This window comes from Mastigocoleus testarum BC008 (assembly GCF_001456025.1).
In the GTDB taxonomy this organism is placed as follows: Bacteria; Cyanobacteriota; Cyanobacteriia; order Cyanobacteriales; family Nostocaceae; genus Mastigocoleus; species Mastigocoleus testarum.
Window position 1 is genome coordinate 1 of sequence record NZ_LMTZ01000058.1, and the last position, 18,349, is coordinate 18,349.

General features: G+C 37.6%; 8 protein-coding genes. 7 read left to right on the top strand and 1 reads right to left on the bottom strand.

What is annotated here, in order from left to right:
* Positions 1–273: 273 nt before the first annotated feature.
* A complete protein-coding gene (locus tag BC008_RS10310) occupies positions 274–1,341 on the bottom strand; it encodes a glycosyltransferase family 4 protein (protein ID WP_027845760.1) in 1,068 nt (355 codons plus the stop codon).
* A gap of 1,073 nt (positions 1,342–2,414) precedes the next feature.
* On the opposite strand from BC008_RS10310, the gene BC008_RS10315 reads away from it, so the two are divergent.
* The 7 genes from BC008_RS10315 to BC008_RS10345 all read left to right on the top strand — a co-directional run.
* The gene (locus BC008_RS10315; protein WP_027845759.1) at positions 2,415–3,800 is read left to right on the top strand and encodes an ABC transporter substrate-binding protein; all 1,386 of its coding nucleotides are present in this window, start codon (positions 2,415–2,417) and stop codon (positions 3,798–3,800) included.
* A gap of 33 nt (positions 3,801–3,833) precedes the next feature.
* Positions 3,834–7,979, top strand: a complete 4,146-nt coding sequence (locus tag BC008_RS52435) for an ATP-binding protein (RefSeq protein ID WP_082650533.1) — start codon at positions 3,834–3,836, stop codon at positions 7,977–7,979.
* 93 nt (positions 7,980–8,072) lie between these two features.
* Positions 8,073–8,855 (top strand): exodeoxyribonuclease III, encoded by a 783-nt coding sequence (gene xth / locus BC008_RS10325; RefSeq protein WP_027845757.1) that lies wholly within the window; start codon positions 8,073–8,075, stop codon positions 8,853–8,855.
* 301 nt (positions 8,856–9,156) lie between these two features.
* Positions 9,157–10,653 (top strand): HlyD family efflux transporter periplasmic adaptor subunit, encoded by a 1,497-nt coding sequence (locus BC008_RS10330; RefSeq protein ID WP_027845711.1) that lies wholly within the window; start codon positions 9,157–9,159, stop codon positions 10,651–10,653.
* A gap of 1,045 nt (positions 10,654–11,698) precedes the next feature.
* Positions 11,699–12,157 carry an acyl carrier protein gene (locus BC008_RS10335; protein WP_027845712.1) on the top strand — a complete coding sequence of 153 codons (459 nt, stop codon included), beginning with the start codon at positions 11,699–11,701 and terminating at the stop codon, positions 12,155–12,157.
* Positions 12,154–18,027 carry a non-ribosomal peptide synthetase gene (locus BC008_RS10340; RefSeq protein WP_058183499.1) on the top strand — a complete coding sequence of 1,958 codons (5,874 nt, stop codon included), beginning with the start codon at positions 12,154–12,156 and terminating at the stop codon, positions 18,025–18,027. The genes BC008_RS10335 and BC008_RS10340 overlap by 4 nt, the downstream gene beginning before the upstream one ends.
* A 32-nt stretch (positions 18,028–18,059) precedes the next feature.
* On the top strand, positions 18,060–18,349 hold a 290-nt coding region (locus BC008_RS10345; protein WP_058183343.1), incomplete at its 3' end, for an IS630 transposase-related protein.

Here is an 18,349-nt window from a genome sequence, read left to right on the forward strand (position 1 = left end):
TTTCTTGCATCTGAATATATTCCTTGGGTCTGATAATGTATTAACCATCACCTTTTTGTATTTATTCAGCAAGCCCTAATTAAAAGGCGTATTAAATTGTTGTTGGAATTGAATTTGTTGGAATTGAATTTGTTGGAATTGAATTTGTTGGAATTGACTTTGTTGGAATTGAATTTGTTGAAATTGAATTTGTTGAAATTAAAATTCTTGGGAATCAAATAGGGAACAGTCAACAAAAAAATGCCCTAATCCAAAAATATTGAACTGTATTACCTAGTATTGAATCTTTGCCGCATGAATGCGTCCATTTGATTCAATCCGTTGTTGAATTATTTTTTCGTAGACTGCTTCATATCCATTTACCATTTGGGTAACGGTGAATTTATTTTCTACATATTCTCGACAAACTTGACGATTGAGTTGCAACACTTTGGGTATTGCTTCCACCATTTCATCAATGTTTTCACAAACAAAACCTGTAACACCATCATTAATGACTTCCGGTACAGAGCCCAAATTCATTGCAATCACTGGCGTACCAGTTGCCATAGATTCAATCATTACTAGTCCAAAAGGCTCTCTCCAAGTTATAGGGAAAAGTGTCGCTGCTGCTTTCCCCATAAGTTCCACTTTCTGTGGGTGGGAAACTTCACCTAAATACTGAATTTGCTCTCCATCAATATGAGGAGCGATTTCCGCAGCAAAAAATTCAGTATCTACTTCATCTATCTTGCCAGCCATTTTTAGCGTCCAGCCGGATTTTTTCGCGATCGCAATGGCGTTTTGTGGTCCTTTTTCTGGTGACAAACGTCCCAAAAATGCTAAATAAGGAGGTTCTTCAGCCCTTTCAAAGAAAGAATAGTTTTCTGTAAGAATACCGTTGTAAACAGTACTAACGTAATTAAGGTCTACCTTTCGTTGTGCATCGCTAATACTGACGTAGGGTTGGTTTTGATGATAACTAAAAGCTTTAGAAGTATCAGGTGTAAAGCTTCCGTGTAAAGTATGGATGGTTGGAGTTGACACCAAACTTGCCATCGGCAACGCCATAACCCCTATATGAGAATGAATTACGTCGAATTCTGCAAATCTTTGGTAAACCTGGCTTAGTTCCAGCATTTCGTAAAGGTCGTAATCACTGACATCTGGGTCTAAGCGCAATGCTCGGGGATAAACCGCCTCTAATGTCGCTAAAGTTTCAGAATCACCAGAAGCAAACAAAGTTACTTCATGACCTCGACGTACTAATTCGTCAGTTAAACGACTGACAACAAGTTCAATTCCTCCATAGTTTAAAGGTGGAACTTTTTCCCTCAAAGGGGCTACCTGAGCAATTTTCATCTGTTTGTTTTGGTACAGCAGCTTAATGTTCTTGAGTTTGATGTTCTTGAGTTGAACTTTTTGAAACTAGACTTTTTGAAACTAGACTTTTTGAAATTAGACTTTTTGAAATTAGGCTTTTTGAAATTAGGACTTAGACCATAAAACAGGATAAGTATTTATACTCTCCTGATTACATAAAATTAAATTAACCTAATTGGCGTCTAGTCGTCTAGTTTTGCTTTATTTTCTCTTGAGAGACTATAAGCCCCAAATCACTTTTATTTTTTTCTGATCGTCTATTTCAGAATATTTATTGCAAAAAATAAATTTTTCATGAAATAACTACATAGTCAGGTTATATGTCTTGACAAATAACTTACATCTACCTTCGGAAGCATAAAATAATGCCCCAAAGTGAGATTCTATGTATCTTGCACTACATATTTTTTGTCAATATTATCTTTAGGAAGAGAACTGATGCAGATTTCTCATTTCTGAGACAATACTCATTGAGGACAAAAGATTCAGCAGAAACTAATGTTGAATAAATCGTTAAATTCGACCGTTCTACTTTATTTTTTTCTAAACATCTTGTCTGAGTAAAATTAAATCTTTGCTACGCAGTAATTGCGGAATTGCTGTTCGTCACTTGTAGCGGGGCAAAATAATAATCTTAAATATGATGTTAGAAAATACGACTCTAAACTCACTTCTGATTTGAGCTTCAAGGTACACCTATTTTTCGCTCTTCAAAAAAAGTAAAGTATATTACCAAAAACTGTGAGGGATTTGATAACAGATTTGTACAAATTTAAACTCGCGTACAATACTAAAATAAATAAATATGACAGGTTATTAAATGGTTAGGCAATGAGTTGGTAATTTAGTTTTAACAGGAAAATTAAACCTTAAAAAAATTAGTATTCGCTGATCTCATTGGGGGTTATATCTTTTCGCTCAAAACCAAACAAAATATATCTAAACCCAATCTTTACTCTATTTCTCCATAAGGGCGCACCAAAAGAAAATATTTAAGGATATTGGTCTCAAAGTTCTGTAAAAACTAGCTTTTAAGCTCTAGGACGAGTCTGATGTTACGTAAATATGTATTAACTATTTTATTCATACTTACACTACTGTTAGCAATCTTTAACAGTCAAACTTTTGAGCCAACATCAGAATTAGCATACAGCGATCATCCTCTTACAATTTGGTGGAATCAAGGTTACTTTGCTACAGAAGATAAATCAATAAAAAAAATAGTTGCAGATTGGTCTGAAAAAAGTCATATTCCCGTAAAGCTGGAAATAATTAGTGAAAATGATATTCACAAATTAGCTTTTACAGCCATTGAGGCTGGAAATCCTCCTGACATTCTTTTTTCTATGAGAACTGACTTTGAACTCACTCAAAGTTGGGCATGGGAAGGAAAATTGGCAGATGTTTCCGATGTCGTGGAACCACTTCAGGATATTTATGATCCTGTTGCTCTGAGATCTGCATATGTTTACAACCAAAAAAGTAAAAAATTTTCTTATTATGCGGTGCCGTTTAAGCAAAGCTCTGTTCATCTCCACTACTGGCGCAGTTTATTAAATGAGGCGGGTTTTAAGAGTTTGGATATTCCCCATGAGTGGGATGCTTTTTGGGATTTTTGGAAACAAGTACAGAAAAAGTTAGAAGCAAATGGAAAACAAGTCTATGCTTTGGCTTTACCAATGGGGACAGAAGCTACTAGTGATACTTTTTATGGATTTGAACAATTTCTGGAAGCTTACAACGTCAAAATACTAAATGAAAAAGGGCAACTGCAATTGGATGTTCCAGAGGTACGCCAAGGATTAATAAAGGTTCTGGAATGGGTAACAAACTTCTATAAAGATGGATATGTACCTCCTAAAAGCGTAAACTGGAGACCTTCTGATAACAATATCGAATTCCTCAATCAAAATGCAGTTGTGGTTGAAAATACCACCATGTCAATTCCTGCTTCCCAGAAGACAGACAAAGAGATTTACTTCCAACAGATGGGGACAATTGAGTTTCCCAAAAAACCAGACGGGCAAAAAATGAAATCTTTGGTTGCATTTAAACAGTTGGTACTTTTTGCTGAATCCAAACACGAAAAAGCAGCTAAGGATTTTTTATCGTATTTCATCCAACCAGAAATCCTAAAAACATATTTTAATAATGCTGCTGGGCGTTGGTATCCTGTGATGCCAATACTTTGGCAAGATCCTTTCTGGAGCAATTCTGCAGATCCCCATGTTTTTGTCGCAGCAAAGCAGTTAAAAGAAAATTTTACCCGTCCCTTAAACAAAGTTTCTAATCCTGCGTACTCTGAAGTTCACAGGAAAAATATTTGGGGTCAAACCATGAAGCGGATAGTTATTGATGGTCTTTCACCTGAAGCTGCAGCAGATGAAGCAATTGAGAAAATCAAGGATATATTTTTTTGGTGGCAAAATATTAATTAATAGTGGTTGTAATTAGTTCAAGAAGAGTAGAGCATGAAATTTTGGAAACAAAGCTTGCTAATTCAACTTGTTAGTTCTTTTTTAATTTTGTCCTTGATTGTGCTTTCACTTGTGGGATATCTTGCCTTTGAGCGAGCTAAACAATCTCTGACAAAATCTGTCTTTGAGCGATTAGAGATTGCAGTTTCTCTTAAAGATGATGGACTGCAACATTGGCTTCTCCATCAAAAAGATGATGTTTTATCCCTTGCCCAGCTTCCAGAAGTTAAAACCCAAGCTAGAATAATTTTGAGTCCTAGCAGCACCAAACTTAAGTACCAAGAAGCACAAGCTAGCCTCCAAGCATCTTTAAAATCCTTTAAACAATATCAGTCAGGATTACAGGATATTTTCATTCTGGCCGAAGGTGGAAGAACTCTTGTTTCCACTAACCCCAAAGAAATTAATAAATATCAACCTCTGGTTCAATTCAGCGAAGTAAGCCCAGAATCTACAGATAATATTAAATTCAATTTTTATCTCTCTGTTTTCCAGGAAAAACCTTTAATTACCTTACAAACAGCAATATTAGACTCTTCTGGTGAAAGATTGGGAATACTTGCTGCCCATTTAAACTTGGATCGTGTTGATCGAATCATCAGAGAGCGTTCTGGCTTAGGAAAAAGTGGAGAAACTTACCTTGCAGCCAATTTAAGTCGTAATCCATCGGGTCAAATTGGTTTTATTTCAGCAGAAAAGTTTGGTTCGGAGGAATTTCCTGATGGAATTTATAGCCAAGGAATTGCTAATGCTTTAAATGGTCGCAACGGTCGAGGGCTTTATAAGAATTACAAAGGTATACCATCGATAGGAGTATATCACTGGTTAGGCGATCGCGATGTAGCATTACTGGGGGAAATTAGCCAAAAAGAAGCTTTTGCTCCAGCAAGACAACTCGCTCAATCGATTTGGCTAAACGGCATGATTCTATCTGGAATGCTAATGCTAGGAATATTTCTGTTGGCTCGCCAAATTACCCAACCTATTACGGCAATTACCCATACTGCACGTCTGGTAAGTGCAGAAATCCAGAAGCGTAATTATAAGTCTTTACCCACTACCCCGATTCAGACTCAAAATGAAATTGGGGTGCTTGCCCGCGCTTTAAACCAAATGACAAGGGAATTAGAGCTATCCCACCAACGCTTAGAAATATCATTTGCCAATCTAGAAACTAAAAATACTGAGTTACAAAACCTAGATCGCTTAAAAGATGAATTTCTTGCCAATACTTCCCACGAATTGCGAACTCCCCTCAATGGGATTATTGGAATTGCCGAAACTTTAATTGATGGGGCTACTGGTTTACTAGCTGAGCAAACTCGGTTCAATTTAGGATTAATTGTTGCTAGCGGTCGGCGTTTAAGCAACCTGGTGAATGACATCTTGGATTTTTCTAAGATCAAGCACAAAGATATTGAACTAAAGCTTAAACCAATAGGAATGCGAGAAATAGCTGAAATAGTTATTACTCACACCAGACCTCTTATTGGTTCGAAGTCTTTGCGGTTGATTAATAATATTTCTCCTGATTTACCACCAGCAAATGCTGACGAAAATCGCTTGCAACAAATTCTATATAATTTAGTTGGTAATGCAATTAAATTTACTGAAAGTGGCACTGTAGAAATTACAGCAGAATTATTAGATAACTATCTGGCTATTTCAGTTAAGGATACAGGTATTGGCATTCCAGAAGATAAATTAGAACGAATATTTGAATCTTTTGAACAGGTTTCAGGTTCTACCAACCGGGTTTATGGTGGTACGGGTTTGGGTTTAGCAGTCACCAAGAAATTAGTAGAATTACACCAGGGAGAAATCACCGTCCAGTCGAAATTTGGTTCGGGCTCGCAGTTTATATTTACCTTACCAATTTCACCGCATCCAAGGTATGAGGCTGCTAAACAATCGATTGAATTATCGATTAATTCCCAAATAAGCCATAACTTATGGGAAGAAAGCTCTGTGGTACCCAAGGGGGAGAATAGGGAAGAATTTTCTATTGAAAAACTAGGGGATGACCCCTCTCAAACTACTCGATCGCAACCATGGCACATTTTGATTGTGGATGATGAGTTAATAAATCGCCAGGTATTAGTAAATTATTTATCATTGCACAATTATAAGATTACCCAAGTTTCATCTGGTTTAGAAGCCATAGCTGTTCTGGAAAAAAATCCCAAGCCCGACCTAATTTTGCTGGATGTAATGATGCCGAGAATGACCGGCTATGAAGTTACGCGAAAAATTCGCTCTTCTTGGCAACTCAACGAACTGCCCATTGTGTTATTAACTGCCAAAAATCGCATTTCAGATTTAGTTACTGGATTGGAAATAGGAGCCAACGATTATCTCAACAAACCAATCGCTAAAGAAGTATTGCTAGCTCGCATTAGAACTCATCTTAACCTTCAGCAAGAAATCACCGAACGCGAACGCGCGCAATTAGAGTTACGTGAAACTGAAAGGAGAATTGCCCAATTCCTGGAAGCTGTCCCAGTAGGTATATTTGTTGTTGATACCAATTTTCAGCCCTATTACGCCAATCAAATGGCACAACAAATACTTGGTAAAGGGATTACAAGGACTAATAATCCTGAGGAATTAATTGATATTTATCAGGCATACAAAGCAGGTACAGAAGAATTGTACCCCAGTTCTCAAACTCCCTTAATGCGGGCGTTACAAGGAGAACATGTAACCATTGACGATATGGAAATTCGCTCCCACGGCAAGATTATTCCTTTAGAAGTTTCAGCTACGCCAGTTTTCGACGAACATGGTGATATTGTTTATGCTATCTGTGCCTTTAAAGATATTACAGAGCGCAAACAAGCAGAATCTGAGCGAATTCAGTTTACTCGCCAATTAGCACGCAAAAATCTTGATTTACAACAAGCAAAAGAAGCTTTAGCCGAGTCAAACCGCACCTTAGAACAAAAAGTTTCCCAACGTACCCGCGAACTATCACAAACTTTACAAATTCTTAAAGCCACCCAAGCAGAACTAATTTTTGAAAACCAATTACTTAGAAGCGTCGAACAAACTGCAAATTTTGACTATCAAGTGGGAGGAAGTTTACCTATGGATGCTCCTACCTATGTAGTGCGATCGGCAGACCGTCATCTATATAAGGCATTAAAGCGTGGTGATTTTTGTTATGTTCTCAATTCCCGACAAATGGGTAAGTCCAGCCTGATGGTACAAATGATGAATCACCTGCAACATGAAGGGTTTAGTTGTGGGGCAATTGACCTAACCCGAATCGGTAGTGAGAATGTGACACCCGAACAATGGTACAAGGGCTTTACGGTAGAGCTATGGCGAAGTTTTGGTTTGCTGAGACAGGTTAATCTCAAAACTTGGTGGAATGAGCGAAAAGATATTTCTCCAATTCAACGATTGAGTCAATTTATCGAAGAAGTTTTACTTGTTGAAATTGCTAAACATGATGATATATCGCCCAAAAAACTGGTTATTTTTGTCGATGAGATTGATAGTATTTTGGGTTTAAAATTCCCAGTCAATGACTTTTTTGCTTTAATTCGTTCCTGTTACAATCAACGTAGTATTAATTCCGAATATCAACGTTTAACCTTTGCTCTTTTTGGAGTTGCTACTCCGTCAGATTTAGTGACACATACCCAGACAACTCCATTTAATATCGGTAGGGCGATTCAGCTTGAAGGCTTTAAAGAACACGAAGCTCAGCCTTTACTTCGAGGATTAAGTGAGAAAGTGAATAATCCTCAAACAGTACTTAAAGAAGTATTAGCATGGACGAGCGGTCAACCTTTTCTGACTCAAAAACTCTGTCAAATTATCTGTAGCAATTCATTTTCTTCTATTGATAGTAAAACAGAAGCAGAATGGATTAGGAATTTAGTACAAAAAAAGATAATAGATAATTGGGAATCACAAGACGAACCAGAGCATTTAAGAACTATAAGAGATCGCCTTTTTCAAAGTAAACAATCAACTCAGCTAATAGAACTGTATCGACAAATTTGGCATCAGGGAGAAATTATAGCAATTGATAGCCCAGAAGAAAGAGAATTACTGTTGTCAGGTCTAATCGTCAAAAAACAAGGTGTTTTGAAAGTTCACAATCGTATTTACAAATCAATTTTTGTTTAATTGTAGAGAGTTTGCTGAAATTCTTTTAGGTAAAGCTTGACAGATATTACCAATTACCGATTACCTATTATCTGTTATCAATAACAACTCAAAATGAAAATAGCTACTTGGAACGTCAACTCAATTCGTACTCGTTTAGAACATGTTGTGGATTGGTTGAATCAAAATTCTGTTGATGTTCTCTGTTTGCAGGAAACCAAGGTTGTAGATGCTGATTTTCCTGTTAAACCCTTTGAAGATACTGGGTACAACTTATACAAGTATGGTCAGAAGTCATATAATGGGGTCGCATTAATTAGCCGCAAGCCTTTAGATAATGTTTCTACTGGCTTTCAAGGAATTTTGCCTGATATAGAAACAAATTGGGATGACCAAAAAAGGGTAATTACAGGCATATTAGAAGGAGTTAGGATTGTAAACCTCTACGTACCCAATGGTTCAGCTATCGGTAGTGAAAAATATGAATATAAATTAAAATGGCTAAAAATATTACAGACATATTTAAGTATAGTATTGGAAAAATCCCCAGACATTTGTATGTGTGGCGATTTTAATATTGCTTTAGAAGATAGGGATATCCACGAAAATTCCCGAAATAAGAATCATATAATGGCATCTGACGCCGAGCGCCAAGCTTTACGAGATATTTTAGATTTGGGTTTTGCAGATGCTTTTCGTAAGTTCACAACAGAAGGAGAAAATTATAGTTGGTGGGATTATCGCGCAGCTTCATTTCCTCGTAATAAAGGTTGGCGAATCGATCATCACTATCTGACACCGGAACTTTACCAAAAAGCGAAAAGTTGCACTATAGACGTTGCTCCGAGAAAATTAACTAAACCTAGCGACCATACTCCTGTGATTGTTGAATTTTGATTTTTTGGGTAATTGGTAATGGGTAATTGGTAATTGGTAATGGGTAATTGGTAATGGGTAATTGGTAATTGGTAATTGGTAATGGGTAATGGGTAATAATTAATGACTTACTAGTCTTAAGTCACCAATCCCTAATCCCTAGTCGCCAATCCCCATATGGCTAACGCCACGCTATGCTAACACCGTAAGGTGCGGGCTCACCCTAGTCGCCAATCCCCAATTCGCTACAAATAATACATTTTAGTTTAGGGTATTCACTATACTAAAACCAAAATCTATTAGTGCTGTCTTCCCTACTAATATGAAATATCCTTTAGCAGCTAATGCAACCCAAGCACGCCAAACAAAACAAAAATTTGCCAAACCAGAGGAACAACTATCCTATGAATTAGGAAAAGCAGTGCAAGAATTACCAGCGCTTTACACTAGAATCCTTGCAGGTACAATTAGTGTTGTTGTTTGTGGTGCGATCGCTTGGGCACATTTTTCTAAAATTGATGAAGTAGCAACCGCTCCTGGAGAAATAATTGCTGCAACCCAGGTACGACCAGTGACCTCTATTGGTGAAGGAAGTATCCTGGATGTCAAAGTTAGAGAAGGAGATGAAGTCGAAAAAAACCAAGCTTTAATTGAACGCGATCCAGAAATAAAACAAACAGACGTTGCTCGTTTGGTGAGAAATGCAGCTTTAATCAGGCAAGATTTACAGCGTTTAAATGCAGAACGTTGGGGGAAAAACACCACCCAAAACCCATTACAAAATGAGTTATTGACTTCTCGTTTACAGGACTATATATCACGTCAAGCTAGTGCTGAAGCTGAAGCAAATCGTCAAATTGCAGTTATTAAACAAGCCAAAGCTCGCCTCAGTCGTCTGCGTGAAAATCTTAATAATGCCAAAATTATTTTAAATAACGCTAAATCTAATTTAGCCAATTCCGAAAAAATTCGGGAAAAAGTCGAAAACTCGCAAACTTTAGCTCAAAAACGAGAAAAAAGTCTCCGCGTTCTAGCCGAACCCGGTGCTGTTCCCCGACTGGATTATTTGGAAGCTCAGGAAAGACTCAATCGCGCTAATACAGAAGTTACCAAAGCTAATGACCAGATAGTTAACGCTAAGAACAGAATTACACAAGCAGAAGATAAAGCTAAGTCTTTAGAAAAAGATATTGCTGCTCAAACTCAAGAAATTCGACAAGCCGAACAAGCATATGAAGTAGCTCGCAATCGAGCAAAAGGTTTAATTTCCCAACGTCAAAGCGAAATATTAACGGAAATCAACAAGCGTAAGGAAGAACTTGCAAATATAACTGGTCAATTAGAACTTGCAAAAAAGCGCCAAAACTCTGAAACTATTACAGCACCAGTTTCTGGAACTGTTTACAACATCAAAGCAACCAAAGGACCGGTACAATCAGGGGAAGAGTTGCTGTCAATTCTACCAGAAGGTGAAGAATTGATGTTGCAGGTAAAAGTTCGTAACCGAGATATTGGCTTTATCCGTCAAGGAATGAAAGCGAAAGTAAAAATGGCTACTTTCCCCTTCCAAGAATTTGGAACTGTTAATGGTGAAGTAGTAGAGATTAGTCCCAACGCCACGGTTGATGAAGAATTAGGGTTAGTTTTTCCTACCAGAATTAAATTAAGTAAACATGCAATGATGGTCAAGGATCAAGAGGTTATGTTTACCCCTGGGATGGTCGCAACAGGTGAAATTGTCACTCGTAAAAAATCAATTTTGACTTTTATTGTTGAACCTGTAACTCGTCGATTTAGTGAAGCGTTTTCTGTTAGGTAGTGGTGAGGTGATTAGGTATTAGAAATAGTACTGCGTCGCTGTACGTAGCGCAGCCAGATGGAACAGCTTAACATGGGGCGCGAACTAAGGCGTTACATTCGCAAGCGTTCATTTATGCGTTCAAATGCGCTGCACGTACATCGCAGTATATAGGGATTGGGTGATTCGAAGTGCAAATATAATTGAACAAGTATTTTTACAGTTAACAAACAACACGGTTAGTGGATTTTTGTTAACTTATTTTTGGATTAATTATTCTTATAATTCAGAGCCGCTATCAGTATACTTTAAAAACTCTTAATAAATAAGCATTTAAGATTGGTTCTACTGATTGTCAAATAGTGAAATTATATTACTCCCTCAAATAAAAATACAGAAAATTAACAAATAGTAAATACTTAAAACATTATTGTATTTATTTAAACATCACGCCATATGTGATTTTGATAATTTATACACCTATTATTGAAGAATGGGGAAAAATAAATTAGAACAAAAGTATTATTAATCACTATTAATCGGGCTAAGAAGAAAAATTATCAATAATAGTAAAAACTAATATGTATTTTTTTTGATAGCCATTACTGAGAATAGGTTTTAGGTTATATTCTAATTTGAAGAAGATTTTTAAAAGGTTTTGAAAGATATCATTTTACAGTTATGACTTTGTTCAGATTTAATGCAGAGCAAGGCTTAATGTAAGTATTGGTCTGCTTTTCTGTGCTCATCATGATAGTAAAATATACTTTTAAAACTTCCTTTGATAATGTAAAAATCATCGATCTTTTATGAGAATATAATAATTGCAATATCAGAAATTAAAAATAATTGATATATATTAATCTCAAAAATTTTTACAGCAACGCCACAAAATGTCAAAGAAGAATTTTTCAAAAAATTATAAAACTGCAAAAGATATAGATTTGAAAATTTCTATCCAAAAAAATATAAACAAGAATGGAAGCCAATAGACCATTATTGATAATGCTCAAAAATATGTATTTCCCCAAGCTTTAGTATTGATTTTAAAACTATAATTTTTCTCATGAATTCTAAATTAATTGGTGAGACTAAAACGCAAAAAAAGGCTGAGCAGGCTGTAGCAAGACAGCAGAAACTATTAGAAAATTGGACTGAAATTACTCCAAGCGAGCGTCAAGACATTTTAGGAACTTATATGCAAAATCAGATTGCGAAAGCTATAGGTATCAGCCCATCTGAAATAGATATGCAACAGTCTACCAAGCATTTAGGGATTGATTCTCTGATTGCTGTAAAACTGAGAAATCAGTTGAGAAATGATTGGTCAGTGGAGTTAGCTGCGGTGAAATTCCTGGAAGACTTTAGCCTTTTCGATCTAGCAGTTCTGTTGGAAGAACTGATACAAAATGCTGAATCGAATGGTTATATTCCAGGTTTAGAACTCGAAGCAAAAACCAAGGAAAAAGATTTGCAACAAGTAACAGAAATAAGTGACGGTGATTGGTTAGAAGGGGAAATATGAATAATTTAGTTGATTTTCTGAAAGACCTTTCACAACAGAATGTGGAATTGTGGGTCGAGGGTGATAAGCTGCGTTATCGTGCTCCCAAAGAAGCGTTAACTCCCACACTGTTAAATCAAATTAAGCAGCATAAAACAGAAATTACTGATTTACTGCGTGAGGATATTTATAGTTCTAAGTCTTATCCTCTTAGTTATGGTCAACAAGGTCTATGGTTTTTATATAAACTTGCACCTCATAGCGCTGCTTACAATATTGCTTTTACAACTCGCATCTGTTCCCACTTAAATATTTCGGCTTTACAACGGGCTTTACAGATATTGATTGCTCGTCATTCCACACTACGTACTAGATTTGGTCAAGGGGATAGAGAACCTTTTCAAGAGGTTGATGAATTCCAGGAAATCTGCATCGAAACAATTGATGCTTCAAATTGGGATGAAGATAAATTGACTAAGGAAGCGATCGCAGCATATAAGCGTCCTTTCGATCTGGAACGAAGTGTAATACGGGTAAATCTGTTTACTCGCTCTCCACAAGAGTATGTTTTATTATTGACAATACATCACATTGCAGTAGATGGTTTCTCGTTTGGGATTATTCTAGATGAGTTACGTTTGCTCTATGAGGCGGAAAATACGGGTAAAAAGGTATCTTTAGCACCTATTAAATATTCCTACAAGGACTTTGTGCAATGGCAGGATAAAATGCTCAAAAGTCCTGTTGCTAAAGAACTATGGGGATATTGGCAGAAACAGTTTGCGGGAGAACTACCGGTACTAAATATGCCTACGGATTACCCCCGTTCGCCAGTCCAGAACGATCGAGGAGCTTGTTACGAGTTTGAATTAACTAAAGAGTTAGCTGAGAGTCTTAGGAATGTTGGGAAAGCCCAAGGAGTAACCTTTTACATGACTTTGCTCGCAGCTTTTCAAGTACTGCTTCATCGCTACACGGGTCAGGAAGATATCGTTGTTGGTTCTCCGACGGAGGGAAGAAGTAAAGCTGAGTTTTCAAATACTGTGGGCTTTTTTGTGAATATGCTTGCTATGCGAGTAAATTTTGCACAGAATCCTACCTTCAATCTGGTTCTGTCTCAAGTACGTAAAACGGTATTAGCAGCACTTACCCATCAAGATTATCCTTCTCCTTTATTAATTGAGCGCTTACAATTGAATCGCGATAATCCCAGTCTTCTGGGACTTTTCCGTGCTTCGTTTAATATGTTGCAATTCCAGGAAATGGCTCCGGAATATGAGTTATCTATGTCTACTAAGACAAAAACCAGAGAAGATTGGGGAGGTTTGACCTTAGAACCTTTTGTCATACCGCAGCAGGAAGGACAAAACGATTTAGTTTTAGATATTGTCGAGACGAGAGAATCTCTAGTTGGTGTATTCAGGTACAGAACGGACTTGTTTGATGAGACAACGATCGCTCGGATGGCGGATAATTTCCACACTTTGCTTGAAGGAATTATCATCAATCCAGAGCAGGATATTGCTTCATTACCTTTGCTAAGTGAATTCGAACGATATTATTCGCTTGGGGAATGGAATAATAATCTAGTAAATTATCCTTGCGATCGGTGCATTCATGAATTGTTTGCAGATCGGGTAAAGGAAAAACCAAATGCGATCGCATTATCGTTTAAAGACCAACAACTGACTTATCAAGAGTTAAACTTCCGAGCAAATAAACTTGCACGCTATTTGCAAAGGTTGGGTGTAAGACCAGAGGTACGAGTGGGAATTTGTGTCGAGCGTTCCCTAGAAATGGTTGTGGGATTACTGGGAATTCTCAAAGCTGGTGGAGCTTATGTGGCTTTAGATTCTGCTTATCCCCAAGAGCGCTTGAATTTCATGGTCAGTGATTCCCAAATATCGGTACTGTTGACTCAAGAAAAACTTGTAGAAAGTTTGACAGATCCAGATTCATCTACGGGTTGTTTAGAAGTAGTTGATTCACAAGCAGTTGATTTACAAGTAGTTTGTTTGGATAAAGACTGGGAAGTCATTAGTCAAGAAAGTGAAACAAATTTAATTAATAGTGCAACATCGGAAAACTTAGCCTATGTGGTATACACATCAGGTTCTACAGGTACATCTAAAGGAATTGCGATCGCACACCGCAGTCTAATTAATGCATATTGGGCTTGGAAAGATTCATATCAGCTTGATTCTCTTACTAGTCATCTGCAAATGGCTAGTTTCTCTTTTGATGTATTTTCTGGGGATCTAATTCGCGCTCTTTGTTCTGGGGGTAAGTTGGTTTTATGTCCCCGTGAATGGCTTTTGGAAGCCCAAAAGCTTTATAACTTGATGTGCAAAGAGAAGATTGATAGTGCAGAGTTTGTCCCAGTTGTTCTGCGGAACTTGGTGCAATATCTGGACAAAACTAAGCAAAACCTTCACTTTATGCGTTTGTTGGTGGTAGGTTCAGATAGTTTATACGTCAAAGAATATCAAGAATTTCAACATTTTTGCAGTTCTAATACTCGCTTGATTAATTCCTATGGGGTAAGTGAAGCGACCATCGATAGCACATATTTTGGGTGTAAAATTCTTGAGAATAAAACTCTTGAGAATAAAGCTCTTGAAAGTAAAAATTCTGAAAATATAGATATTAATTTGTCTGTTGATAAGTTAGTTCCTATTGGACGTCCGTTTAATAATACACAAATTTATATATTAGATAGTTATCTCCAACCAGTTCCTATTGGGGTTCCGGGAGAACTGCACATTGGTGGTCTTGGTTTGGCTCGGGGTTATATCAATCGTCCCGAAATGAACGAACAGAAATTCATCTCTAATCCTTTTGTAAACAATAAGGAAATAACAGAAGAAGTAAAAAAAGAACTACAAGCACAACGCCTTTATAAAACTGGAGATTTAGCTCGATATTTACCTAATGGGAACATTGAATTTCTGGGTAGAATTGATAATCAAGTAAAACTTCGTGGTTTCCGCATCGAGTTGGGAGAAATTGAAGCGGTTCTTAGTACCCATCCTGAAATACAAGAAGTAGTGGTAACTGTTCGAACAGAACAAGTAGATAACAAATATTTGGTTGCATATATTGTTCCTCACCAAGAATCTTTGAGTACTAAGAAAGTCCGTAATTTCCTCAGGCAGAAGTTACCTGACTATATGGTTCCATCTGCTTTCGTAATTTTGCAGGCTTTACCTTTAACTCCCAATGGTAAGATTGATCGTCGCGCCTTACCCGCACCAGACGTAGAGAAAAATCGACAAGTAGAATTTGTTGCACCCCGCACCTCTACAGAAGAAGCGATCGCTAATATTTTTGCTTCGGTACTGAAACTCAAACGAGTAGGAATTCACGATAACTTTTTTGAGTTGGGAGGACATTCACTTCTTGCAACTCAAGTAGTTTCTAGGTTACAGCAAACCTTTAACATTGAGTTTCCCTTGCGTTCTTTGTTGGAATTTCCCACAGTAGCTGAACTTAACCAGAATCTCTCAAAATATCGCCAAGCTGAATCTCAGTCTGAAGCGTTAGTTCCTTTACCCACAGTTGTTCCTGTCCCTGAAGAACGTTATCAACCTTTTCCCCTGACCGATATTCAACAAGCTTACTGGTTAGGTCGAAATGAAGCTTTTGAACTTGGTAATATCGCTGCTCACGGTTACATAGAACTAGACATTAAACATTTAAATCTACAAAGATTAAACCTGGCATGGCAAAAATTAATTGATCGCCATGATATGCTCAGGGCTGTAATTTTACCAGATGGTCAGCAGCAAGTTCAGGAAGTTGTTCCCCCCTATGAGATTGAACTTTTAGATTTGTGCGGACAAGCACCTGAAATAGTTAACGCCGAACTAGAATCCATTCGCGATCGCATGTCCCATGAGGTGTTAAGAGCCGATCGCTTCCCTTTATTTGAAATTCGAGCGACTCGTTTAGATGAGGTGCGTACTAGACTCCATCTCAGCTTCGATGCGTTAATTGCTGATGCTTGGAGTGTATTTGTGCTGGGACGAGAGTGGACTAAACTTTATGAGAATCCCGAGTTTGTATTACCCCCGCTAGAACTTTCATTTCGGGATTATGTTCTGACGGAGTTAACTTTATCAGATACACCACAATATCGACGTTCTCGGGAGTATTGGTTTAACCGCTTAGACACTTTACCTCCCGGAGGAGAATTACCCTTAGCAAAGAACCCAAGTTCCATAACAAAGCCTGAATTTAAACGTCGCAGCGCCCAACTATCACCAACCCAATGGCAAAAATTAAAAGATCGGGGAAATCAGTTTAATCTGACTGCTAGCGGAGTTTTGTTGAATGCTTTTGCTCAAATCCTTGGTCGCTGGAGTAAAAGTCAGAAATTTACCATTAATCTGACTTTGTTTAATCGTTTGTCGGTGCATCCCCAAGTTAACGATATAGTTGGAGATTTCACTTCTTTAACGCTTTTGGAAGTAGATAATTCAGTTCCGAATACATTTGTCCAGAGCGCTCAACAATTACAGCAGCAACTATGGCAAGATTTAGATCGTGGATCTATCAGTGCGGTCAAGGTTCAACGAGAATTAAATCGTCGGCGAGAAAGCTATCAAGTTATACCGATAGTTTTTACTAGCACCTTGGGTTTAGAATCCCTTGGTGAAGGGATATCGATGTTTGAGGGTTTGGGAGAAGAGGTTTACAGTATTACTCAAACCCCCCAAGTTTGGCTAGATAATCAAGTCAGAGAGAAAGATGGGGGGCTAATATTTAACTGGGATGGAGTGGAAGAACTCTTCCCTGAAGGTCTTTTGGATGATATGTTTGGGGCTTACTGCAATTTACTTGAGCGTTTAGCAAATTCCGAGTCTGCTTGGGTAGAAGCACAACAAGAATTATTACCTCCAACTCAGCAATCTCAACAATATGAGGTTAATAATACTAAGGCTCCAATTTGTCAGAAGACTTTGCATGGTTTGTTTACTGATCGCGTAAAAACACAACCCCAATCTTTAGCAGTAATTTCCAATGAAAGGAATTTTACATATGAGGAGCTATACCAAAAAGCATCATTATTAGCAGTTGAGTTAAAAGAGTTGGGAGCAATTCCTAACACTTTAGTCGCTGTGGTGATGGAAAAAGGTTGGGAGCAAGTTGTAGCGGTTCTAGGAATTTTAATGTCTGGAGCGGCGTATTTACCGATAGGTCCGGCTTTACCTAAAGAGCGAAAGTTGTATTTACTCGAACAAGGACAAGTTAAGTTAGTTGTCACCCAATCCGATTTAGAAAAGAATTTTTCTTTACCTTCAGGGTTACAAAGTATATGTATTAACAATAAATCTAATGTAGAGAGGTTGCATGCAACCTCTCTACATAATGGTACGAATTTTTTATGCGATCGCACATTCCTACAAGATGATGAAAATATCGAAAATCTAGCCTACGTAATTTATACCTCGGGTTCTACGGGATTACCTAAAGGAGTTGCGATCAACCATCGGGGTGCGGTGAATACAATTGTTGATATTAACCAACGCTTTGAGGTTGGAAATAGCGATCGCATTTTAGCTTTATCAGCTTTAAATTTTGATTTATCAGTCTACGATATCTTCGGTATTCTTGCTGCTGGGGGAAGTATAGTTATTCCACCCCAAGAAGCAATTAAAGACCCTGCTTGCTGGTATGAGCTAATTGTTAAACACGGGGTGACAATCTGGAATACAGTTCCAGTTCTAATGCAAATGTTAACGGAATATTTATCTGCACAGCCAAATACCACAGTGCGATCGTTACGTTTAGCTTTTTTGAGTGGAGATTGGTTGCCCTTAAGTTTACCAGAACAAATTCAAAGTTATTGCTCAAATATCAATGTAATACAGCAGATTGCAGGTAAATGAGGTACACTAGCTCTGGTGCGTCAACGAGTAAAATGAAAGCTTACTCCATAGACTTACGAGAAAAAATAGTACAAGCTTATGAGCAAGGTGATACCTCTGTTAGGAAAGTGGCTTCCAGGTTCGGTGTAGCCAAAAGTTTTGTACAAAAACTGCTCTTGATGAAGAAGAATGAAGGTCACGTAAAACCCAAACCACAAGGTGGGTTAATGAAGGGTGAGTTAGATGGATGTGAAGTTCAAATAGCTGCAATGGTTGAAAAATACCCAGATGCAACCTTACTGGAATATTGTGAATATTGGGGAATGAATTATAACCATTGGGT

Coding starts and splice junctions, on each gene's coding strand:
- BC008_RS10310 (WP_027845760.1), bottom strand. CDS start 1,341: ATGAAAATTGCTCAGGTAGCCCCTTTGAGGGAAAAAGTTCCACCTTTA.
- BC008_RS10315 (WP_027845759.1), top strand. CDS start 2,415: ATGTTACGTAAATATGTATTAACTATTTTATTCATACTTACACTACTG.
- BC008_RS52435 (WP_082650533.1), top strand. CDS start 3,834: ATGAAATTTTGGAAACAAAGCTTGCTAATTCAACTTGTTAGTTCTTTT.
- xth (WP_027845757.1), top strand. CDS start 8,073: ATGAAAATAGCTACTTGGAACGTCAACTCAATTCGTACTCGTTTAGAA.
- BC008_RS10330 (WP_027845711.1), top strand. CDS start 9,157: ATGAAATATCCTTTAGCAGCTAATGCAACCCAAGCACGCCAAACAAAA.
- BC008_RS10335 (WP_027845712.1), top strand. CDS start 11,699: ATGAATTCTAAATTAATTGGTGAGACTAAAACGCAAAAAAAGGCTGAG.
- BC008_RS10340 (WP_058183499.1), top strand. CDS start 12,154: ATGAATAATTTAGTTGATTTTCTGAAAGACCTTTCACAACAGAATGTG.